Genomic DNA, 23,999 nt, shown 5'->3' with positions numbered 1-23,999 from the left:
TCATCCCTCCGCTTTCAACTCTAAAATAGTATCACGAAGCTGTGCGGCACGTTCGAAATCGAGCGCTTTTGCAGCTTCTTTCATTTCTCTTTCCATGTTCTCAATAACTTCTGCACGCTCTCGTTTCGTCATCTTCTTCAAGTCTGTACGATTTTCATACTGTTCTTCATCCTCTGCAACCATTGTTGCTCGAATAGAATCACGTACTTTTTTCTGAATCGTCTGCGGCGTTATACCATGTTCTTCGTTGTAAGCTATTTGCGTTTCACGACGACGTTTTGTCTCGTTAATGGCAATGTCCATTGATTTTGTAATTTTGTCAGCATACATGATAACATGACCATTTTCGTTCCTTGCAGCACGACCAATCGTTTGGATAAGAGAACGTTCTGAACGTAAAAACCCTTCTTTATCCGCATCAAGGATAGCTACAAGAGAAACTTCTGGAATATCTAGCCCTTCTCTTAATAAATTGATCCCAACAAGCACATCATATGTGCCAATGCGAAGCTCACGAATTGTTTCAATACGTTCTAATGTTTTTATTTCTGAATGAAGATAGTTGACCTTAATGCCAAGCTCTTTTAAGTAGTCTGTTAAATCTTCCGACATTTTTTTCGTTAACGTTGTTATAAGTACCCGCTCATTTCGTTCAGTACGCTGACGAATTTCGCCTACAAGATCATCAATTTGTCCTTTAATTGGACGCACATCAATTGTTGGATCAAGTAATCCTGTCGGTCTAATAATCTGCTCAATGAATTCTGGTGCTTTTTCCATTTCATAAGGCCCTGGCGTTGCTGAAACATAAATCATTTGAGAAATATGTTTCTCGTATTCTTCAAAGCGAAGCGGACGGTTGTCAAGAGCAGAAGGCAACCGAAACCCGTGATCAACAAGAACCTGTTTACGTGCTTGGTCACCGTTATACATGCCGCGAATTTGTGGCATTGTTACATGTGACTCATCCACAATCATTAAAAAGTCATCTGGGAAGAAATCTAAAAGCGTATACGGAGTTGATCCTGGTGGGCGAAGCGTTAAATGACGAGAGTAGTTTTCAATCCCTGAACAAAATCCCATTTCACGCATCATTTCGAGATCGTAGCGTGTGCGTTGTTCTAGTCGCTGTGCTTCTAGCAGCTTATCGTTATCCTTTAATACTTTAAGGCGATCTTCCAACTCTTTTTCGATATTTTGAATAGCAACACGCATTTTTTCTTCACGAGTAACGAAGTGGGAAGCAGGATAAATGGCTACATGGTTACGGTCACCAATAATTTCCCCTGTCAAAGCATCCACTTCTCGAATCCGATCAATTTCATCTCCAAAAAATTCAACGCGTATACAATGTTCATCCCTTGAAACTGGGAAAATTTCAACTACATCACCACGAACGCGAAACGTACCGCGTTTAAAATCAATATCATTTCGTTCATACTGAATATCCACGAGATTGCGCAAAAGCTCATTTCGCTCTCGTTCCATGCCTACTCTTAGTGATAGAACCATCTCTTTATACTCTTCAGGTGAACCTAGACCATAGATACAAGAGACGCTGGCAATGATAATAACGTCATTTCTTTCAAACAAAGAAGACGTTGCCGAGTGACGAAGCTTATCAATTTCATCATTAATACTTGCATCTTTCTCAATAAATGTATCTGTTTGAGGAACATATGCCTCTGGTTGATAGTAATCATAATAACTAACAAAATACTCCACAGCATTGTTTGGGAAGAATTCCTTAAACTCGCTGTAGAGCTGTCCAGCCAGTGTTTTGTTATGAGCAATAACAAGCGTTGGCTTATTAATTTCTTTAATTACATTTGAAACAGTGAACGTTTTGCCTGTGCCTGTTGCTCCAAGCAATACTTGATGCTGTTTACCTTCTTTAATCCCTTGGACAAGCTTATCAATAGCCTTAGGCTGATCCCCTTGAGGTTGATAAGAAGAAACAAGTTCAAACTGATTGTCCACACTAAACACCCCGCTCTTACACAAATTATAGAAATATCTTATCACAATAAATGAAGAAAAACCAAAAATATGTTCGTATTTTCTTGTAATTTTTTACCGAACTTTTTTCTGTTTGTAGTACACACTTTTCCCTTATTCCCTTTAAAACATGCAAAAAAACGAAGGAGCTGTTTCCCTTCGTCCTCAAAATATACAAATATTAAAATCCATTTACTAGTTTTTTGTAGAATAGGGCCTCTTCTTGCAAAAATACTTTTGTTTCTTCATGATTTTTATAGAAAGATTCCCACTCGTTATCTTTCAGAATTTGTTGCCATTCCTCTGTCTCTACCATTTCTTTAATCTTCTCATCCCAATATTTTATCTGCTCATCTGTCATACCCTTTGGTCCCATTACTCCTCTCCAATGTGAAAAAACAACATTAAGACCTTGTTCTTTCCATGTTGGAACCTCTTTAAAGTTTTCAATCCGTTTCTCAGATGAAATAGCAAGCATTTTTATTTTTCCTTCTCTATAATATGGCTTTGCTTCAGAGAGAGGCATAATTGTTACATCAAGCTCCCTCTTAAGTAATGCTGAGAGAAGAGACGAACGATCTTCATACACGCTGAAATCAAGCTTTGCGCCATTGATTCCATACTGATTGATGCCTTGAATAAAGGATAGATGATCGTCATTTCCGATGCCAGGGGAAATACCCAATTTTAATGATGCAGGATCTTTCTGCAACTTTTTAATAATATCTTTCACTTCTTTAATACCACTATTTTTGCTTACAACAATAACTTCCCATTCTGTGGAAAGCATTGCAATTGGTGTAAAATCACGATAAGTTAGAGCACTTTGCCCAATAAGGTTATTTGTTAAAAGAAGACTTGAATTCATTGCGACAGAATGACCATCTTGTGATTGAAGATACTTCCAGCCCTTCTCCCCATTTCCACCTAAAAGAGAAGTAAGCACAACAGATTGATCTGTAATACTTTCGTTTGTTAGAATGGACTGCATCCCTTTAGCTGTCTGTCCCCATCCTCCCGTAGAGGCGCCTGGTATGACAATTTCTAACTCACGCGTTGGAAAGGCTTCTTTGTCGTTTTCTTTCTCGGCACAGCCTGATATATAAACGAGTATAAACAAACTGATAAACAGCATTATTTTTCTCATTTAATACCTCCACTCATTCTTCACTCGCAATCAAGTAGTATTTTCGCTCCGGTCTTCCCACAATGCCGTATTCTAACTCTGCTCTTAACCGTTGAATGGATACAAGATATTCTAAATAACGCCGAGCTGTTGTACGAGAAGCCCCCATCGCTTCGCTTACTTCTTCAATTGAAGCCCCCTTATGAAATTGATTCATAACTTTAGTAATCTTCTCTAGCGTCAATGGATCAATGCCAGAAGGAAGCTGCTTCTCAGCCGCTGAAGCTTCATGGATGCCTTGGAAGAAAAGTTCTACAAACGTTTGATCAATCTCTTCAGCAGATTGAAGCATTTCTTTCTTCTTTTTATATTTTTTAATTGCCTCTGTAAATTTTTCAGCACTTACAGGTTTGATTAAATAGTTCTCAACCCCTATTTTTAAAGCTCTTTCTAATAGCTCCTTTTCCCTTGCGGCTGTGATCAAAATCACATCTAAGTCTCTAAACTCCTGCTTTAAACTAGGCAGAAGATCAATTCCTGTTTGATCTGGAAGGTAGATATCAAGTAAAAGCAAATCAGCCTCATTCTCTCTCAAAAGCTCCATTGTTTGTTCTGCATTAAATGCTTTTCCTACAACCTCTGTTTCTTCTATTTTTAAAAGAAATTTCTCTTGAATATCAGCGATTCGGAAATCGTCTTCTGCAATTGCTACTCGTAACATGTTGGACTCCCCTTTTATGCCCCTTTAATTTCTTTTGGTAGATAGACTGTAAAAATAGTCCTCTTTCCTTTCTCACTTTGAACTTCAATTTCTCCATGAAGGTGAGCAACAGCTCTCTTCACGTTTGTTAATCCATATCCCCTATCTTTTCCTTTCGTTGAGAAAGCTGATTGAAAAATAATTGAAATCTGTTCATCAGATATTCCTTCTCCATTATCCTCTACTTCAATAATAATGTCCTGTCCGAGGTCAGTGATAAAAAAGCTCACCTTTTTTTCTCTATCCATGCTTCTAACAGCTTCAAAAGCATTATCAATTAGGTTTCCAATAATCACCGTCAGCTCAGAAGTTTCAATATGTTTTGGAATCTGATGCAACGAACTGTTTTCATCAATTGTAAAATGAATTTTTTTCTCAGATGCTTTACCAATTTTCCCAAGTAACATACCTTGGACTTTGTGATCCACTATTTTTTGAAAAAGAGCATCATTTTGAGATTTTTGAAACCCATATTCTTCCTCAATAAAAGCAATTGCTTCATCATAGTAGCCTAATTGAAGCAATCCGAGGAGAAGGTGAAGTTTGTTTGCAAACTCATGGGTTTGAGCTCTTAGATCTTCAGAGTACTTTTTCACTTCAGAAAGCTTGTCAACTAGTTTCTTAAGCTCTGTTTTGTCTCGAAAACTGGCCACTCCTCCGATGATTTTCTCTTTTCGCATAATTGGCGTTACATTTACAATAAGAAGCTTATCATTTATTAAGCACTCTTCATTACTTTTACTTTCTCCTGTCATAAGCACATCCTTCATCCCAATTTGAGGGTAGATATGCTCTAGCAGCTGACCTGAATTCGCTTCTTCAAGTCCAAGTAACTCTTTTGCTGATTGATTAAATGTTGTAATATAGCCCTCTCTATCGATTGACACAATTCCTTCTTTAATTGATTGAATAACAGCCTGCCTTTCTCTATATAAGGAAGAGATTTCAGCTGGTTCTAAGCCTAATGTGTCTTTTCGAATGCTTTTTGTTAAGAGGATACCTCCCCAAATGCCCAATAGCACAACAACTAGAGAAGAAAATAATACAACATGAAGTTTGTTCCAGATTTCTTTGTATATAGACTTCTTTGAAAACTCTGCTGTAACAACACCAATGATTTTTTCACTATCCTCATTTTCTTGTACAATCGGTGCCTTTGCGATATAAGACGGGCCATTAACGCCTTTTCCTTCTTTTAAATAGTAACCTCCAAAAGTTAGTGCTTTATAATTTATAGGCTCATAAACATTAGATATCGTAGAACCTCTTGTAGGGTATGAATAAGACTTTCCTTCTTTACTTGTAATCCTCAGCGCATCTGCTCCAACCTGAGCTCTCATCTGCTGAAGAATGATTTTTGCATCTTCAGGTGAATTTTCGAATGCATGTTGAATAGGAGGTAAGAAAGAAAGCGTTTTCACTACTTGCAATGAGAGCTTTTCAACCTTATCGCGTTCATCTTGAATTTCATTGTAAATATAAATTGTTGTTAAAAGAAGAACAATCCCTAAAATAAGCCCAATAATAAGAGTTAGAATTTTAGTTTTTAGCGATACAAACGATTTCTGTTTCATTATTAACTCCTCATTCACTTCCACTTATATTCTAATCTAGACGTATTAAACCTATTTTTCAATACTAAATGTTTGGAATTTATAGAATAATGAAAAGTTAATGACTTGTTGAGGAATGTTCACTTTTTAACTTTTACGATTGTTAATAGAAGGGTATACATATAGTAGCTGAATAAATAACCGTTCCTTTTCACTAATCATAGCTATATGCGAAAGGAGAAAAAACTTGAATTCATTATATCGATCCAAAAGAAGAAAAGTATTGCTTGGTGTTTGTGGAGGACTATCAGAAAAGTTCGGTATTAGTGCTTCACTCATCCGAATTTTAGTTGTCATTCTATGTTTTGTCACAGCTTTTCTACCTGTTGCACTTGTATACGGTGTTTTAGGAGCTGTTCTTCCAAAGCAGTAAATAAAAAAGCCCTCATATAAAATGAGGGCTTTTTTTAGGCTACCATTTCTCTGCAAGCTGCTCCACAAACCTTACATGCTTGAGCACATTCCTTACAATGAGGAGGGTCATGTTTTTCACCCTCTTTTGCACATTGATCACAAACCATTGCACAAAGTTCGCATGTTTCCTTGACAAATGAACCTTCAAGCTCAATTGTTTTCATTGTTAGAGAGACAATCATTGCACATTGGCGGTCTGTTTTAATACATTCTCGCATATGATTGATATCCTTTTCTTTTAAACCCTCTGTATAACAAGTATTACAAGCTGCTAAACATTGCCTAAGTGCTTTTAAGCATTCTTGCTTTGTCATTTGATTCCCCCCCTAATCTATAAAGATTTTTTCTACAACGTCTTTAAGATCCATGTTTATCTCTCTTCTGTCAGATTAATTTTCTTAATATCACCAAGCACAAAGAGATAGAAAAGAAGCCCAATAAGCAACACAGCACCTGCTACAAGGAAACTGGAGTCAAATGATCCCGTTAGGTCAAAAAGATAACCTGTTAGAGCTGCTGCTATAATACCACCAAATAAGTTATTCGCAAGGTTAACAATTGAACTCAACAGCGCAGTTGTACCTGGAGGAGCAATTTCAGCAGAAATGGACCAGCCAACAGGAGCTGTAGCTGATATACCTGCTAATCCAATTGAAATACACACAATAGAAACAACTGCACTACTTGTAAAAATAGAGCCTAGAAAAACAAAACCAAGTAGCATCCCGCACAAAATAATTCGACGGTACACTTTAGCTGGTTCATACCCTTTCTTCACAAAGTAATCCACAAGCCATCCACCTACTAATATTCCTGAAACGGTTGAAATCAGCCATGGAATAGCTGTATAAAGTCCAGAAGACATCAGATCTAAATTAAACTCCTCTTTAAAAAAAGTAGGCATCCATGTTAAAAGCAAGTTGAACGTATAGCCATATCCAGTAAAGCCAATCATTAGTCCCCATACTTTCCGATGACGAAACAGCTTACTTAATACCTTTCTTGTCCCATAGGGCATTTTATCTTCAGTAATTGCATTGTACTTTTGAATATAATTAAGCTCTTCCGAAGAAATTCGTTTATGGCGATTAGGCTGCTCATAGTACCACCAAAAAATTAAGGTAAATAGAACGTTAATAATTCCAATTGTAAGAAACGTTATTCGCCAATCAAACCTTGTAATCATAAAAGCTACAAAAGGAGCTCCAAGTACATTGGCGAACTTAGCAGCAGAGTCAAAAAAGGAATTAGCCAAGCTTCGCTCACTTGGCGGAAACCACATTGCCGTTGCTTTTGATGCAGCTGGAAAAGCAGAGGCTCCTGTTAGTCCGATTAGAAATCGTACTGTATACAATAAAAGTTTTCCTTGTAAGAAAGCCATCGTAATGGTTAGCAAACTCCAAAGTACCATTCCAATCCTTGTCACCCAAGAGACACCGAACCGATCAAGAAAGCTTCCAACTGGAAGCTGCATCATTGTGTATGAATACGTATAAATAGAAAATACAATCCCAATCTCTGTAGCGCTTAGATGGAACGACTCTTGAATAGCTGGCGCTGCAACAGAAATGGCTACACGATCAAAATAGTTTAAAATAATTAAGCTGCTTAAAAGAGAAGAAATTAGCCAGCGCGTACGACCAGGTCGTTTAATCTTATCGATTCCCATTTAACGTTCACCTCCTTCTTCTTAGAATGTTCTTTTTTGAAACACATGATTCTTTAAAATACTTGTGAAAGCATTCACTCATGTGTAAAAAGGAGGGTAACATAAAAAGCCTGTTCAAAAAAATTTGAACAGGCTCTCAATATGCTATATTTTATTTTCTTCTTCTTCTCGTTAATTTCATTAATGCTTCATAAACAATTGGAACGATTAGAAGAGTAATAAGCGTTGAACTTGTTAATCCTCCAATAACTGTAACAGCTAACCCTTTTGAAATAAGGCCACTGCTTTCCATTCCAAATGCCATTGGAATAAGAGCTCCAATTGTAGCAATAGCTGTCATTAAAATTGGACGAAGGCGGGTTGAAGCTGCTTCTAAAAGGGCTTCTCTTGTTATAATGCCTTCTTTCTCTTTCTCAATAACTCGATCAATTAGCACAATTGCATTTGTTACAACAATTCCAATTAGCATGAGCATTCCAATCATCGCTGATACGCTAATTGTTTCTCCTGCAATAAAGAGACCAAGCAGACCACCAATGATAGTGAAAGGTAGAGAGAACAGAATAGCAAATGGCGCTAATCCTCCTCCAAATGTTAAGACGAGCACAAAGTAAACAATTCCAATTGCAGCAAGCATAGCTAGCCCTAATTGTGTAAATGAATCGTTAATTTGCTCAGTAACACCCCCCATTTCAACACTTACATTTTTCGGAAGATCTAACTTATCAACTTCTTTTTGGATAGCTGTAGACTCTGCTCCAACATCCTGACCTTTAAACTCTCCGCTTACTGTTGCATACATTTTTCCATCAAGCTTCGAAATGGTTGCTGGCGCTTTGCCTTCTTCAACTTCCACAACATCGCTTAGTGGAACTTCCTGACCTAATGGAGACGTGATAGTCTCTTCTTCAAGCTCATTTATCGAACTATAGTCTTGTTTATCTGTTTGAATATAAACATTAAGATCTTTTCCATCCTTATTAAGGGTCGTTAAGACTGGACGTTCCCCAAGCTGACTAAGCTTCATTCCAATTTGACCTGCGCTAAGTCCGCGCTTCGCTAGTTCTTCTTGGTTAGCTACAAGCGTATATTGGTCGTTCTGTTCCGAAAGACTTGATTCTACTTTATCTAAATCTTTGCGATCATCCATAATATTTTGGACTTTTTCTGCGGCAGCTTGTAAATCTTCGGTGTTATCTCCAAACACACGAAGTTCAATTGAGTTATTTCCCATCCCTGAAATATCAAGGGAATTCCACTCACCAATTGACTGCCCTTTATTTAAGTCTTTAACAATCTGCTCTTTTTCATCACTGAAGTTTGGTGTATCCTCTTTATACTCCACATAGAAAAGTGCTTGATTTTGAGCACCTGGATCAAAAGGGTTTCCACCTCCAATAGAGTATTGAACAGTTTTAACATTCTTTTTATCTAAGAAATATTTCTCAGCATCTGCTGCCTCTTCTTTCACATCCTCTTTAAGCTCGCCTGGATTTGGATTAAAGGTTACGTTAACCGTTTTAATTTCCTGCTCAGGCAAGAAGCTTGTGCCAACAAGTGGTGCTAAAAATAAGCTGGCAATGAGAATGATGATAGAAAGACCTGAAACAATCCATTTATGATTAAGAGACCATTGCAGAACGCTCTTATAGAATGAAGATAAGCGTCCAGCATTCTCTTCATGGTTTTTACTTTTAACTCCTTTTTTAAATAGAGAATGAGCAAGCATTGGAACAATTGTAATCGCAATAATCAGTGAAGATAAAAGGGCGAATACAATTGTTAAAGCAAATGGTAAAAATAGCTCTCCAACAGGTCCTGTTACAGTGCCTAATGGTAAAAAGACGGCGATTGTAACAATTGTGGAAGAAAGAATTGGCTTAAACATCTCTTTTGTTGCTTCACGAATTAAATCTTTTCCTCTTAACTTCTCTTCTTTTAGAGCCATTCGTCTGTAAATGTTTTCAATAACAACGATAGAATCATCCACAACACGCCCGATAGCAACAGTCATAGCCCCAAGCGTCATGATGTTAAGTGAAATATCCATCTGTTTTAAGAAAATCATAGCCATCAAGAGTGACAGCGGAATGGAGATAATGGAAATAATTGTTGAACGAATATCCCGTAAAAACAGCAAGATAATGATTACCGCGAATAAGGCTCCAAATAATGCTTTCTCAATCATTGTTGAAACAGACTTATTAATCTCAACAGATTGATCAAGGGTTGTTGCAATCTTTAAACCGCTGTTATCTTCCTTAATATCTTTTAAAGCATCCATTACGGCATTTGTTACGTCAACTGTGTTTCCTTCAGACGTTTTTACAACTTGCACACCAATAGAACGCTCACCGTTTGTTTTAGATAGTGATTCGGTAATTTCAGCTACTTTAATATCTGCGATATCGCTTAACTTAACTGTTGGAATTCCTGAGGAAACTGACCCAGCAGTCATTTCACCTGAAGGAGCTGATTGAGATGGAGTAATTGGAATCTCAAGGTTCTTTAAATCCTCAACAGTTTCAATATTTCCATCTAGTACAATTGTTTTTTCTTTCTCTTCCATATTGAAAGTGCCTAATGGGTAAGAGACTTTTGCTCCTTTAATAAGGTTTTCGACAGTTTCTTTATCTAAACCATATTCCTTTAGTTTATCTTCTTTGTAAGTAAACTGAACTTCTTGCTTTTGCTCTCCAGCAGTTTCAATAGAGGATACTCCTTCAACTCCTTCGAGTACAGGAACAATCTCTTCTTCTGTTAATGTTGTTAACTCTTCTACTGATTTCTTATCATCTGAAATACTTAAACTTAAAATTGGAAAATCATCAATACTTTGTTGAGCAATTGATGGCTCTTCAATATTCTCGCCAAGATCAAGGTTGTTAACAGCTTCCTTTGCCTCATCAAGAGCTTTGTCCATATCTTTATCAAATGCATATTGAACTTGAATGATAGACATGTTTTCCCTTGAAGAAGAGCTTACTGTATCAACCCCAGATAAATTTGATACTGCTTGCTCAACAGGATCTGTTACTTTCTTTGAGACTTCTTCTGGTGAGGCTCCTGGGTATGTAGTTGTGATAGACAACACAGGATTTGTAACACTTGGTATTGTCTCAAGCTTCATACTTGTGCCTGCATATAAGCCTGCAATTGTTACAAGAATGGTTAAAATCCATAAAGCAAACTTATTTTTTAACGAAAAGTTAATAATGTGCTTCATTTAAAGCGCTCATTCCTTCCCTTTTTCATTATACAAATTATTCTCTCTCTAATGACTAAGTGGTCATTCCTTCAAAAGTATATAATTTACTGACCTATGAGTCAATTATAATCCCCTTAACTCTTTCTTAATTCATAAACTTTACTTATCAAGAATAAGCTGTTGTCCCCTTTACATCATTATTAACGTAACGTAATATAATAGGAAGGAAAATTGCTTGGCCATTGACTCTTCGGTCAAAACAGGGAGTTGTATACATGAACGAAAAAAAACTAAAAATTATTCAAGAAGCAAGCATGCTTTTTGCGGAAAAAGGATTTCATTCAACTTCCGTCCAGGAAATTGCAGAGAAGAGTGGAATTTCTAAAGGTGCTTTTTATTTATATTTTCAATCAAAAGAAGAACTTGTTACTTCTCTTATTGACTACTATATAAACCAGTTAGAACAGTCTTTAGAATCTCTTGAATCAGAAGATCTCTCCCCTAAGGACAAGCTTATTAGTCAAATTAAATTTCAATATGAATTTGTCCATCAAAATAAACAACTAATTATAGGTCAATTCGATCAATTGATGATGTTTGGTGAGGGTATGAAAGACCGTATTTACTCTTTTAAAACACGCCTCTTTCACTGGGTGGAGAGCCTTTTATATGAGATTTATGGTGAGAGCATCCATCTTCTTGTTTATGATATTTATTACTTGCTAGAAGGTATCCAAAGCTCCTACTATCGCTTAATTTTCATTGAAGATTTTTCAATAGACTCAGATCGGTTATCTACCTTTATATTCGATAGAATTGATGACATTGTTCAAGCTATGATTGAAAAAAACATCGAACCACTAATTGAGGAAGATACTCTTCATCAAGTTTTTGATCGTATCCGCGCTCGAAAAAAGGAACGAATCTTTCCACTTTTGTCAGCAATTGAACATGAAATCAAAGCACTAGATGCCTCTCCTAAAACTAAGAGTCATCTACTAGAGATTGTGAACTACCTTACTGAAGAAGCTAAAAATGATGAAATCAAAGGAGTTATCTTCAAAGGAATGCTTGCAAACTTCACAGATTATGATGCCCTTCGCCCTTACTGTGAGAAACTTGCGAGAGAACTTGATATTGAGCTTTTAATGTAAAAAAGACCAATCATAATTGATTGGTCTTTTATTTATCCTACAGATGTTTCGTGGTCTTCAACAAACAGGATGCCTAGCTCATGATGCTCTCCATCATACAAAGCTCGCTGAACAATGCGGATTTCATTATTGAGATCAAGCACTTCTAATTTACATAGCGCTCGGTTTTTTTGCAACGCTTGATAGAAGTCTTGTTCTCCTGCAATGTCTTCTCCATTCACCCTTACAATAACCTCGCCAACTTTAATTCCCATTGCTTCTGCAGGTGATTTTGGTAGCACACCAAGAACAATGCTTCCATTTTTCCGCTGTGTAAAAAAGAACGGAAGACGTGCATCTTCCAAGCGCTGAGAAATGCTAATCCATTCTCGGCCAACGATAGCAACAAGAGCAATGAAAACAGTGAAGACTGGAAAGAAGCTAGCAGGAATAGCAAGGACGGCTGTCACAATCCCTAGACCTAGTACTCGCTTTCCGGTAAACTCTACTGATTGCTTTGGATGCATTGCTTTCATTCGTTGGAAGAATCCAATGCTAAATGGAACAAAGAAAAAGTAGAATTCCTGTCCGTTAATGTTAAGAAGCGGCCACCAAGAAAATGGGGCACTAAATCCTTCACTAGGGATAAGCAAAAATAAAGGCACAAGCCAAAGACGCTGGGATATATGAGACCCAACTGGAAGACCTCGTTTGCTTTTAAAAATTTCAGGCGACGTTGCCCGACTTCCATATTTCCAAATCAGATAACCTTCTGCAATCACAAGAAGGGCAAGCAAGATAGCAAGAGAAGAAAGATTTGTCTCTCCCGCTTCACTCATCCATCTTGTAAACGTATCACTTCCAGCTTCTCTTGGTAAAAATAAAGAAACGATAACAGCTAGTCCAATAATATACGAAGGAGTAAGCCATCTAAACGTCCACGGTCCGCTCAGTATAAATATTAGCACTCCGATAAGCACAATCATCCCAATAGGAACGACTACACCGACTGCTATTGTAATAATAGAAAGAAGCAACCCTATTGCAAGCCCTGGCCAAAATAAGAAACGCAGTTCATAAATAAAATCAAAAACCCGAATACGAAAATGCTTCCGTTCTCTTTTCACACGAACTAACCCGATAAAATATGTTACTAAAATCGCAATATATGTAAGTGGATGAAGAAACAGACGACAAAGCCCAAGCAAAATCTCTTGAAGTATTTCCACGTTCTTTCCCCCCTTTTCTTTCTCTTTTTCAGCTAACTAGCACACTTTCTTTTATTTTAGCAAAAATCCACTCTCCTGACATAGCAAGAGCCGTTTTTTATGTGACAAAATAAAAAAACCCCCCTGTTTTATAAAACAGAGGGGTTTTCTTATTCAGCTACTTCTTTTAACGCAGCTTGAAGCTGTTTGTCACTCTGATGAGAATCAATCTTTTCAAGAAGTCTTGTTTGAATGAGAGAAGCTGTGTTTTCGTCAACTTCACCTGTTTGTTTTACATCATTTTTCCCTTGAAATTCTTTGACTGCTTTCTCTGTTTGTTCACTAAAGTAACCATCTTCACGACCTGGATCAAATCCAAGTCCTTTCAACATCACTTGCGTATTCTTCACTTGAGTACCGTTAGAATCCTTTTTTAACGTTTCTTCAATTTGAATTGGATTTGCATAATAATACTCTGGTTGCTCTACTTTAATTGTTGGCTGAATTCCTTTTTCATGAATCCAGTTACCATCTGGTGTTAGCCATTTGTGTGTTGTCATCTTTAAGTTACTTCCATCTTCAAGCGGCAATGCCTGTTGAACGGTTCCTTTACCAAAGGACTTCTCACCAACAAGGGGATATCCTCCAGCTTCTTTTAATGCCCCTGCTAAAATTTCAGAAGCAGAAGCACTTCCTCTATCAATAAGTATGGAGATTGGATAATCCTTTTTCTCTCCATTTTTGGAGTAGACTCCTTCTTTTTCTCCATTACGTTGTTCAATTTGAACGTATGGCTTATCTTTTGTAACAAGTCCATCTAGAATCTTTTCGACGCTTTCTAAGTAACCACCAGGGTTACCTCTTACATCAATTACAAGCCCCTCAATTCCTTTTTTCTCAAGTTTCTTTAGATTACTATTAAATTCATCTGCTGTATTTTCAGAGAATGAGGTAATTTCCAAATATCCAATTTTCTTCCCATTTTCTTCTTTCAATGAAGAATATACTGTTTCAATTGGAATATCGTCACGAACTACTTTGAATGTTAGCGGCTCTTTCACGCCTGGGCGCTGCACTTGAATATTGACTGTTGAACCTTTTTTGCCCCGAATTTTCAAAACAGCTTGTGAAAGATCAAGCCCCTCAACACTTTTTCCGTTAATTTGCAAAATCTGATCGTTTGCTTTAATCCCAGCCTTTTCAGCTGGTGAACCTTTAAATGGAGAAACAATCGTCACTTTGTCGTTTACCATACTCACTTCTGCCCCAATTCCTTGGAAAGACGAATCAAGTGATTGTGTAAACTGCTCTGCCGTTTTTTTATCCATATAAGTAGAATATGGATCATCAAGAGACTTCACCATACCGTCGATAGCCCCTTCAAGCAGCTTGTCTTCATCAACGTCCTTATAATACTTCTCAGAAAGCGTGTTATACACTTTCTCAATCTTTTCAAATTCTGCTTTTGTTGAAGCTGATTCTTGTCCACTATCTGATATGCTAGCTACTGATAAGCTACTGTTTCCATTATTGAAAAACTGAAGGCCTGCATAAGTACCAGCTCCTCCTGCTATCAAACACAAAATCATTAGAAAGACAATGAATATGCGATTGTTTTTCAAAATTTATTCCTCCTCAAAACATACATCTTCTTTTAGTATGCCATATTTTATGGAAACTATGTACCTTTTCATATGTAAGAAAAGACATCACACCGTCAATTCGTGTGATGTCTTTTAAAAAGTATATGAAAATAAAATAAGCTTTATACTTCTTCTTAGAAATTAATATATTTACGTGGATCAACAGCATTTGTTTTCTCTAAATTCCACGGTCCTTCATGCATTTCAAAATGCAGATGAGCTCCATAAGATCGTCCCGTATTCCCCATATAGCCGATAACTTGTCCTTTTTTCACCGTTTCATTTCCACTAACGTTACGAGATTCCATATGAGCATAAACCGTTGTATATACTTTTCCGTTTACATTATGAGTAATGAATATAGCATTCCCATAGGTAGAAGAATAGTAAGAGCGGAAAACTTGTCCATCAGCTGCTGCAACAATCGGCACGCTTGCACCTCGTTTTCCAATATCAATTCCTTTATGATCTCCTAAGCTTCTTAACCCGAACTCAGACGTTACAGGACCTGCAGCTGGTCTTGTAAATGTTCCGCTTGCTACAGGAGGTGCCTCTCCGCCACTTGTTGACGTAGACTTTACTGGTTGTGCTGAAGATGCTTGCTTCTCGACCTCTTCTTTTTGCTTTTTCATCTGTTCTTCAATTGCTTTTTCTTGCTCTGAAAGAAGCTCATCTTCATTTTCTAATTTTGAAGATTTATCTTCTGCTGTTTGTTGACTTTCTTTAAGTTTTGCCATAAACGCATCTTTCTCGGCTGCTTGCTTTTCTTGATCTGCTTTCAATGTCTCTAATTCTTTTAAACTCGTTTCTAAAGAGCTTAAATCTTCTTTCACTTTATCTTCTTTTTCTTTTTTAACTTTTTTATCTTCTTCATGTGCTTCTAAAATATCACGGTCAGCACTTGAAATCGTGCTTACTGCATTTACACGATTTAATAGATCACTAAAATCTTGTGATCCTAGTAACACTTCGATATAATCAACAGAACCTCCGCTCGTTTGCATCGCACGAGCACGTTCTTTTAAAATCTCATTTCGCTTCTCAATACGCTTATCCAGCTTCTTAATATCTTTTTTCAGATTTTCAATCTGCTGACGCGTTTCGTCAATTTCATCATTTTTATTGCGAATTTTCTCGCTTGTTTTTGTTACTGCTTCATCCAATTGTTTAATTTCTTCATCAATCTTCTTCTGCTCTACTTCTAAGCTCTCAATCTCTTTCTTGCTTTCATTAAGAGACTTAGAGACATCTGAACGCTTTTCTTTAACTGTATCCATTCGTTCTTCTAGACTCTCGGCTTTTGCAGTCCCTTGTTGAAAAGAGAACCCTATAAAGAATACACTAAGCATTGCAGCAGTTGACCATGATAGTACTTTTTTCTTCACTTCCGTTTCCTCCTCTATTCTCCTAAACATTTAATCTATGTAGGACAGGGAACAAGTTCTACGAGCAGTCTATTTCCCTTTTGTTCTAAAAAAAATCCAAAGAGACGTAGGAAAAAGCCCCTTTGGACGAGAAAAACTATTTTTTAAGAAACTTACGCATTGAAATCATACTTCCCCAAACCCCAATACAAGCCCCAATTAAGACAAGCAGAAGTGAAAGTTGTAATGTGAATGGGAACACTGGTAGCAATTCAAACGTTTTATACGTTTTTGCTAAATCTGGCTGTACTGAGTCAAACAGTAAAGCATACGTGCTTACAACGATAGCAATTGGGATAATAGAACCAAGTACACCAAGGAACAATCCTTCTAAGAAGAATGGCCATCGAATAAATGAGTTGGTAGCTCCTACAAGTCTCATAATCTCTATTTCAGATCTTCGAGCGATAATTGTAATTTTGATTGTATTTGAGATAAGGAACATTGCTGTAAACACAAGCCCAACAATAAGGACAATTCCAATGTTACGTGCTACGCTCACAACGTCGAACAATTTATCAACGTATTCTTGTCCATATTCTACTTTCTCAATGTAATCTAATTTTTCAACTTTTTTTGCAACAGCTTCTACATCTTTAGGCGAGTTAGGCTTAATAATATAGGCGGCATTTAATGGATTTTGCTGTTCAAAAGGTTCGAAAACCTTACCTTCTTCTCCTAATCCATCAATAAGCTTTCTCAACTCTTCTTCCTTAGAAGAAAATTCGACAGTACCAACCTTCGGCACATTATTAAGCTGTTTTTCTAGGTCTTTAATATTATCTGCTGTTGCTGTACGTTCGATATATGCGTTAATCTCCACATCGTTTTCGACTGATTTCGCAAAATGGTTAAGGTTTAACATTACAACTAAAAACACACCAACAAGCAGTAACGTAACCGTTACAGCACTTACAGATGCAAATGTCATCCACCCGTTTCGCCCAATGTTGCGGAATCCTTCACGAAAATGACGGGAAAGTGTCCTACCCTTCATAACCGTAATCCCCCCGCACTTCATCACGAATAATCTTACCATCTTCAACTGCAATTACTCGTTTTTTCATAGTGTTTACAATGTCTCTATTATGTGTAGCCATGACAATGGTTGTTCCGCTCTTATTAATTTTCTCAAGAACGTCCATAATCCCCCAAGATGTCTCAGGGTCAAGATTTCCCGTCGGTTCATCCGCAATTAAGACTTTTGGATTGTTTATAATTGCACGCGCAATTGAAAGTCGCTGTTGTTCTCCCCCTGATAGCTCAGCTGGAAGAGCATCTTCGCGACCTTGGATTCCTACTAATTCAAGTACTTCTTTTACACGTTGCTTAATAACATCTTTCTCTGCTTCAATTACTTCTAACGCAAATGCTACATTTTCAAATGCTGTTAGCTTTGGAAGAAGCTTAAAGTCTTGGAACACAACGCCAATATTACGTCTAAAAACAGGGACTTCTCTATTTTTTAGCTCTCCTACGTTCTGTCCATTCACCATAATGTATCCTGATGATGCTTTTTCTTCCCTATACATCATCTTAATAAAAGTAGATTTTCCTGCACCACTTGGGCCAACAACATATACAAATTCACCTTTATTAACCTTAACTGTTAACCCATCAATAGCTTTAACACCATTAGGGTATGTTTTATATACATCCTTCATTTCGATCATATATTTATACCACCTGCATTCCGTATTTTGTCGAAAGCCTATGTAAATCTACAAAATATGAGGAGTTTTGTCAAAATACAAGGGATTTCAACATAAATTCGCTCTAGACACGTGCCCCCTCATTATAACACCAAAAATTCATCTGATAAGACTCAAAAATATTACATTTTCTTTTCAAATATGTCAAAGGTACGATAAAACTATGTAAAAAATAGTAATTAAACCAATTCTTTAGACCTAATTCATTTCTCGTTTTTCGACATAAAAAAACTATCTGAATTCACATCAGATAGTGTGGAAAGAATATTTATTTCATTGTCGAAAGCCATTCGGCTACTTTATCTGCCTCTTCTTTCTCAAGAAGCCCTTTTGGCATTGCTCCTCTACCATTCACAATAATCTCACTAAGTTCCTCTTTGGAATATTTCTTCCCTACCTGCTGTAAGTTCGGGCCATTGTTTCCTTGAAGATTATCGCCATGGCAACCAAGACAACTTTGCTTATAAAGTTTTCCTGCTTCTCCTGCTTCATCAACGTTAATCTTCTCTTCCTTTGAAGAAGATTTCTCTTCACTGTTCCCACATCCGCTCATAATAAGAGTTGCTCCAATGATAAGTGCCCACGCTGCTTTTTTCACTGTCTTCACCTCTTTGCCTTTATATATTCTCTACTATTATACTCGTTCTGTTTGCTATTAAATCATATATTTATGACGATTTATGCAGAAACTTGTTTCTTCTCCACATAATAGCAAAAATAAACTCGAAGATAAAATGGTTCTTTCTTCAGCCTTTTAAACAAGATCGTTTTGTTACAGGGTTGTTATTCCTATGTAATATTTCACCTTTCCTTTACGTTTCTATACAAAATGCCCGCATTCTTCAAAAAGAAAGCGGGCATTTTCATCTTTAATTCATAAGCGAACGAAGATATGAATCAATAAACGGATCAAGATCTCCATCCATGACGCCTTGGACATTTCCAATTTCCGTATTTGTACGATGATCTTTTACCATTGAATATGGATGGAACACATATGAGCGAATTTGACTTCCCCATCCAATGTCTTTTTGCTCTCCGCGAATTTCATCTAACTCTGCTTGCTGTTCTTCAATCTTACGCTGCAAGAGTTTTGATTTCAGCATTTTCATAGCACGCTCGCGGTTTTTAATTTGAGAACGCTCCGTTTGACATGTAACAACAATATTTGTTGGAATATGAGTAATCCGGATAGCCGAATCTGTTGTATTAACGTGCTGACCACCAGCTCCACTTGCTCGATACGTATCCACTTTTAAATCTTCAGTACGAATATCGATTTCAATATCATCACTAAGTTCCGGCATAATTTCGCATGATACAAATGAGGTATGGCGACGACCTGATGAGTCGAAAGGTGAAATACGCACTAAACGATGTACGCCTTTTTCTGCTCTTAAGTAACCATATGCGTTATGACCTTTAATTGAAAGTGTTACGCTTTTAATCCCAGCTTCATCACCTGGAAGATAGTCTAGTGTTTCTACTTTAAATCCTTTAGCTTCTGCCCAGCGTGTATACATGCGAAGAAGCATTGAGCCCCAGTCTTGTGACTCTGTTCCTCCTGCACCTGGATGAAGTTCTAAGATAGCATTGTTTTTGTCGTAAGGTCCATTTAAAAGAAGCTGCAGTTCAAACTTGTTTAGAGACTCTGTTAACTCTTTCAATTCTGGTTCTACTTCGCCTGCTAAATCTTCATCAAACTCTTCTTTTAACAGTTCATAAGATACTTGTAAATTTTCATATGATTCATTTAAGTTATTAAAAGTTGTGACTGTCTCTTTTAATGAATTTGCTTCATTGATGACCGTTTGGGCACTTTGCTGATCATTCCAAAAGTTTGGGTCTGCCATGATTTCATCTAGCTCAGCAATGCGTGCTTCCTTTTGATCAAGGTCAAAGAGACCCCCTAAAGTCCGCCAAGCGATTGGCTGTTTTATCTAACTCTTGTTTCATTTCTACTAATTCCATTATTCTACACCTCATCATTTATATTGTTACATAAGAGTGCTTGGTGACAAAGCCACCAAGCACTGTTTTGTTTATTTTATCTTCCACAACATTGCTTATACTTTTTACCGCTTCCGCACGGGCAAGGTGCATTACGGCCAATATCAACAACGTTTGTTTTGGGCTTTTTCTTTACATCTTTCCCATCAGATTCCTCTTTTGGATGAACAGCACTTTGACCTTGAGCTACTTCTTGACGTTCAAGATTGTTACGGATTTCTGCTTTCATGATGTATTTTGTTACATCTTCTTCAATTGCAGCAATCATGCTTTCAAACATTGAGAAACCTTCCATTTGATACTCACGAAGCGGATCATTCTGACCATATGCACGTAGATGAATACCTTGACGAAGCTGATCCATCGCATCAATATGATCCATCCATTTAGAATCTACTGCACGAAGAACGATAACTTTCTCGAACTCACGCATTTGATCTTCGGCTAACTGTGCTTCTTTTTCATTGTAAAGCATTTTTACTTTTTCAAAGATAAGGTCAATCATCTCTTCTGGGTCTTTCATTTTCAGTTCTTTCACATCAAGCTGACCTTCTGATAAAACATTGCTGTTCATATAATCAACAATTGCTTTTAAGTCCCAATCTTCTTCAAGCTCTGCTTTTGGCGTATGTGTTGTCACAACTCGTTCGATTGTAGAACGAATCATACCTTCTACAATATCACGTAAACTTTCAGAGTCTAACACTTCGTTTCTTTGTTTATAAATAACTTCACGTTGCTGACGAAGAACATCATCATATTGAAGAAGCTGTTTACGAGAGTCAAAGTTATTTCCTTCTACTCGTTTTTGAGCTGATTCAACTGCTCGAGTAACCATTTTACTTTGAATTGGCTGTGAGTCATCCATTCCAAGACGATCCATCATACTACGCATTCCTTCAGAACCGAAACGACGCATAAGTTCATCTTCCATTGAAAGATAAAATTGAGTTACCCCTGGATCACCTTGACGTCCAGAACGACCACGCAGCTGGTTATCAATCCGACGTGACTCGTGACGCTCTGTTCCAATTACTGCAAGGCCACCAAGTTCTCGTACACCTTCACCAAGTTTAATATCTGTACCACGTCCAGCCATGTTTGTTGCAATTGTCACAGCACCCTGTTCACCAGCATGTTTAATAATATCTGCTTCGCGTTCATGCTGCTTTGCATTTAAGACGCTATGTGGTACATTTCGTTTCTTTAGAAGCTGACTTAAATGCTCAGATGTTTCGATGGCAACTGTTCCGACTAGAACTGGCTGTTTCTTTTTATAACGCTCTGCAATATCATCTGCAACAGCACGGAATTTTCCTTCAATTGATTTATAAATCAAATCAGCACGGTCATCACGAGCAACCGGTTTGTTCGTTGGAATCACAACTACTTGCATGTTATAAATATTGCGGAATTCTTCTTCCTCTGTTTTCGCTGTACCTGTCATACCTGAAAGTTTTTCATACATACGGAAATAGTTTTGGAACGTAATCGTTGCAAGTGTCATGCTTTCATTTTGAATTTCAACGCCTTCTTTTGCTTCAATTGCTTGGTGAAGGCCATCACTGAAGCGGCGCCCTTTCATAAGACGTCCAGTAAATTGGTCAACAATCACAATTTTACCGTCATCTACAACATAATCCACATCATTTTGCATCGCAACATGGGCTTTTAATGCTTGATTAATATGGTGATTTAATGTTACGTGTTGAATATCAAATAAGTTTTCAATATGGAAAGCACGCTCAGCTTTGCTCATTCCTTCTTCTGTGAGCTGCACTCCTTTTGTTTTCACATCATACGTATAATCTCTTTCTTGTTCCAACGTACGCACAAAAGCGTTTGTTTGTACATAAAGAGAAGTTGATTTTTGAGCCGTCCCTGAGATGATAAGCGGTGTACGTGCTTCATCAACAAGAATGGAATCAACTTCATCAATAATGGCATAGTTAAGCGGACGCTGTACTCGTTGATTGCGATAAAGCACCATGTTATCACGCAAGTAGTCAAATCCAAGCTCATTATTTGTACTATAGGTGATATCCGCATTGTATGCTTCAATTTTCTCTTCACGAGAAAGACTATTTACGTTTAAACCAACGGTTAAGTCTAGAAATCGATAAAGTTCACCCATTTCCTCAGCATCACGACTTGCTAAGTATTCATTGACCGTTACAACATGAACACCCTTTCCAGAAAGGGAGTTAAGGTAAACAGGCATTGTTGCTGTTAATGTTTTACCTTCCCCTGTCTTCATTTCGGAAATGTTTCCCTCATGAAGTGAGATTGCCCCCATAATTTGTACTTTATAAGGGTAAAGACCAAGTACACGCTTAGCTGCTTCACGAACAACAGCAAATGCTTCTACAAGCAAATCATCAAGCGTTTCTCCCTTGCTGTAGCGTGTTCTGAATTCAGCTGTTTTAGCTCGCAATTTTTCATCACTTAAGGCAGCCATCTCGTCTGCAAGCTGCTCTACTTGATTCGCTACTTTTTCTAACTTACTAACTTGGCGCCCACTTCCATCAAATACTTTTTTAAACAGTCCAAGCATGTAAAACGCTCCTCTATATTAAAATATAATCGATTGTTAAAAGTTTTATTTCTTCTATTATAAAATCGTGCTTGTCCTTTCCATCCTAGGAAAACAAGCCCCATACTTCTTCATTATTATAAACGATTCTACCTCAAATTGTAACATTCACTATTGAAAAGTGCCAATGAACCGCAAATAGATTGTTTTTACTCTGTATTAACGTAAAAAGACAGCTCCATACGCTAAAGCTAATATAATCACATAAGGAGCACTTACTTTAAATTTTTCTAAAAGCAAAAAACTTACAATTGCAAGGCCTATTGTTTGAAATGAACCATTTGCTTCATATGAAGAAAAGAAAAAGTCGTATGCCATCACTCCAAGAAGAACCGCAATTGTAGGACGTACATAACTTGTTAAACGTTTCACTTTTGGTGATTCCTTATATTTCATTAAAATCTTTAAAAGAATAAGCATAAGCAATAAGGAAGGTGCAACTGTTGCAAAAAGACCAACAATAGATCCCAAAACTCCTCCAACTTCATAGCCAATATATCCTGCTATTTTAGTGGCAATCGGTCCTGGAAGCGCATTTCCAAATGCTAGTGCTTCACTAAACTCTTGATTCGTAACCCATTTATAGCGATCAACAACTTCATTTTGGATGAGAGGAATTGATGCAGGACCACCACCATAACCAAGAATACCTGGAATAAAAAAAGCTAAAAAAAGCTTAACATAAATCATCTTGAACGCTCCTTCTCTTCACCTTCTTTTTTACCACCTTTCTTAGTAAAAGCAGCTATTAGTAGGATTACAATAACGATAGCCGGATGAATATGAAGAAGTTCTGTTGCAATAAAACTTGCAATAATAAGAAAACCACCGCTTAATAAACCAAGCGATTCTTTTGATTTTTTCCAAAAGCTCCATGTTAAAGTTAACATCATAACTCCTACAACAGGAAGCACCGCATTTGATAATCCTTTTACCCACGGCTGGTCTTTATAAGCATATAAAAGATTAAGAAAAAGTATCATTAAAATAACAGTTGGAACTGAAGTAGCAATTACTGCGTTAATCATCCCAAATACGCCACCAATTCGATATCCTATATATCCTGCCATCTTTGTATTGATTGGCCCTGGAAGCGCATTTCCAAGTGCTAATACATCTGAGAATTCTTCGTCAGACATCCATTTATATCTTTTTACTACTTCATCATGGACAAGGGGAATTGATGATGGTCCACCACCATATCCTAAAATGCTTGAACGAAAGAAAGCTATGAAAATATCTCGCTGCTTCATAATTCTCTCTCCTTTCTGGCTAAAACCTTATATTTATCACAGCTTATTAACGAACTTAGAAGGCTGCTTGTTTCATTTTATAAAGTAAGAAACGCTTTGAACATACACTATCCTATCAACTTTCTCAAACTCTTTTTATTTTCCCCTTCTTTTTATAATACTTTTACAAAATAAGAAGGAACTTTCCCTCTATGCTCTCGTATATAAAAATAAAGAACAATTTGTCAGGAAGAAG

The 23,999-nt window shown here is 37.1% G+C and carries 19 protein-coding genes; 2 read left to right on the top strand and 17 right to left on the bottom strand.

What is annotated here, in order from left to right; genetic code table 11:
* From uvrB to BM012_RS11365, 4 genes are all read right to left on the bottom strand, one after another.
* Positions 1-1,980, bottom strand: coding sequence for an excinuclease ABC subunit UvrB (gene uvrB, locus BM012_RS11380; protein WP_061804705.1), 1,980 nt, complete (start codon positions 1,978-1,980; stop codon positions 1-3).
* A gap of 199 nt (positions 1,981-2,179) precedes the next feature.
* A complete protein-coding gene (locus BM012_RS11375; RefSeq protein ID WP_061804706.1) occupies positions 2,180-3,145 on the bottom strand; it encodes a tripartite tricarboxylate transporter substrate binding protein in 966 nt (321 codons plus the stop codon).
* Between the two features lie 13 nt (positions 3,146-3,158).
* Positions 3,159-3,845 (bottom strand): response regulator, encoded by a 687-nt coding sequence (locus tag BM012_RS11370; protein WP_061804707.1) that lies wholly within the window; start codon positions 3,843-3,845, stop codon positions 3,159-3,161.
* Positions 3,846-3,859: 14 nt separating this feature from the next.
* Positions 3,860-5,458 carry a sensor histidine kinase gene (locus BM012_RS11365; protein ID WP_061804708.1) on the bottom strand — a complete coding sequence of 533 codons (1,599 nt, stop codon included), beginning with the start codon at positions 5,456-5,458 and terminating at the stop codon, positions 3,860-3,862.
* Between the two features lie 226 nt (positions 5,459-5,684).
* Between BM012_RS11365 and BM012_RS11360 the strand changes: the two genes are divergently transcribed.
* Complete coding sequence (locus BM012_RS11360) at positions 5,685-5,870, top strand: PspC domain-containing protein (RefSeq protein WP_019394906.1); 186 nt, start codon at positions 5,685-5,687, stop codon at positions 5,868-5,870.
* 34 nt (positions 5,871-5,904) lie between these two features.
* Here the strand turns inward: BM012_RS11360 and BM012_RS11355 are convergent, their stop codons facing one another.
* The 3 genes from BM012_RS11355 to BM012_RS11345 all read right to left on the bottom strand — a co-directional run bounded on the left by BM012_RS11355 (position 5,905) and on the right by BM012_RS11345 (position 10,806).
* Positions 5,905-6,225, bottom strand: coding sequence for a four-helix bundle copper-binding protein (locus BM012_RS11355; RefSeq protein ID WP_061804709.1), 321 nt, complete (start codon positions 6,223-6,225; stop codon positions 5,905-5,907).
* A gap of 56 nt (positions 6,226-6,281) precedes the next feature.
* Complete coding sequence (locus tag BM012_RS11350; protein ID WP_061804710.1) at positions 6,282-7,580, bottom strand: MFS transporter; 1,299 nt, start codon at positions 7,578-7,580, stop codon at positions 6,282-6,284.
* A gap of 151 nt (positions 7,581-7,731) precedes the next feature.
* Positions 7,732-10,806 carry an efflux RND transporter permease subunit gene (locus tag BM012_RS11345; protein WP_061804711.1) on the bottom strand — a complete coding sequence of 1,025 codons (3,075 nt, stop codon included), beginning with the start codon at positions 10,804-10,806 and terminating at the stop codon, positions 7,732-7,734.
* 257 nt (positions 10,807-11,063) lie between these two features.
* On the opposite strand from BM012_RS11345, the gene BM012_RS11340 reads away from it, so the two are divergent.
* Positions 11,064-11,942, top strand: a complete 879-nt coding sequence (locus tag BM012_RS11340; protein WP_061804712.1) for a TetR/AcrR family transcriptional regulator — start codon at positions 11,064-11,066, stop codon at positions 11,940-11,942.
* 32 nt (positions 11,943-11,974) lie between these two features.
* Here BM012_RS11340 and BM012_RS11335 read toward each other — a convergent pair whose 3' ends face one another.
* The 10 genes from BM012_RS11335 to BM012_RS11290 all read right to left on the bottom strand — a co-directional run bounded on the left by BM012_RS11335 (position 11,975) and on the right by BM012_RS11290 (position 23,764).
* Positions 11,975-13,150 carry a PDZ domain-containing protein gene (locus BM012_RS11335; protein ID WP_061804713.1) on the bottom strand — a complete coding sequence of 392 codons (1,176 nt, stop codon included), beginning with the start codon at positions 13,148-13,150 and terminating at the stop codon, positions 11,975-11,977.
* A gap of 149 nt (positions 13,151-13,299) precedes the next feature.
* Positions 13,300-14,718, bottom strand: coding sequence for a S41 family peptidase (locus BM012_RS11330; protein ID WP_061804925.1), 1,419 nt, complete (start codon positions 14,716-14,718; stop codon positions 13,300-13,302).
* A 188-nt stretch (positions 14,719-14,906) separates the two neighbouring features.
* Positions 14,907-16,157, bottom strand: a complete 1,251-nt coding sequence (locus BM012_RS11325; protein WP_061804714.1) for a murein hydrolase activator EnvC family protein — start codon at positions 16,155-16,157, stop codon at positions 14,907-14,909.
* A gap of 136 nt (positions 16,158-16,293) precedes the next feature.
* Positions 16,294-17,193: a permease-like cell division protein FtsX gene (gene ftsX, locus BM012_RS11320; protein WP_061804715.1), complete on the bottom strand. Its 900-nt coding sequence runs from the start codon at positions 17,191-17,193 to the stop codon at positions 16,294-16,296.
* Positions 17,183-17,869: a cell division ATP-binding protein FtsE gene (gene ftsE / locus BM012_RS11315; protein ID WP_061804716.1), complete on the bottom strand. Its 687-nt coding sequence runs from the start codon at positions 17,867-17,869 to the stop codon at positions 17,183-17,185. The genes ftsX and ftsE overlap by 11 nt, the downstream gene beginning before the upstream one ends.
* A 307-nt stretch (positions 17,870-18,176) precedes the next feature.
* Positions 18,177-18,506 (bottom strand): cytochrome c551, encoded by a 330-nt coding sequence (gene cccB, locus BM012_RS11310; RefSeq protein ID WP_061804717.1) that lies wholly within the window; start codon positions 18,504-18,506, stop codon positions 18,177-18,179.
* Positions 18,507-18,777: 271 nt separating this feature from the next.
* A protein-coding gene (prfB, locus tag BM012_RS11305) for a peptide chain release factor 2 (protein ID WP_111924038.1) occupies positions 18,778-19,879 on the bottom strand; the annotation gives its coding sequence in 2 pieces (ribosomal slippage) (positions 18,778-19,806 and positions 19,808-19,879; 1,101 coding nt in all).
* 76 nt (positions 19,880-19,955) lie between these two features.
* The gene (secA, locus tag BM012_RS11300) at positions 19,956-22,472 is read right to left on the bottom strand and encodes a preprotein translocase subunit SecA (RefSeq protein ID WP_061804719.1); all 2,517 of its coding nucleotides are present in this window, start codon (positions 22,470-22,472) and stop codon (positions 19,956-19,958) included.
* A 198-nt stretch (positions 22,473-22,670) separates the two neighbouring features.
* The gene (locus tag BM012_RS11295; RefSeq protein WP_061804720.1) at positions 22,671-23,201 is read right to left on the bottom strand and encodes a chromate transporter; all 531 of its coding nucleotides are present in this window, start codon (positions 23,199-23,201) and stop codon (positions 22,671-22,673) included.
* On the bottom strand, positions 23,198-23,764 hold the full coding sequence (locus tag BM012_RS11290) for a chromate transporter (RefSeq protein WP_061804721.1): 567 nt from the start codon (positions 23,762-23,764) through the stop codon (positions 23,198-23,200). The genes BM012_RS11295 and BM012_RS11290 overlap by 4 nt, the downstream gene beginning before the upstream one ends.
* Between the last annotated feature and the right edge of the window lie 235 nt (positions 23,765-23,999).

Source organism: Priestia endophytica DSM 13796, from assembly GCF_900115845.1.
Classification (GTDB): Bacteria; Bacillota; Bacilli; order Bacillales; family Bacillaceae_H; genus Bacillus_I; species Bacillus_I endophytica.
This window is presented reverse-complemented; position numbering and strand designations above follow the sequence as displayed.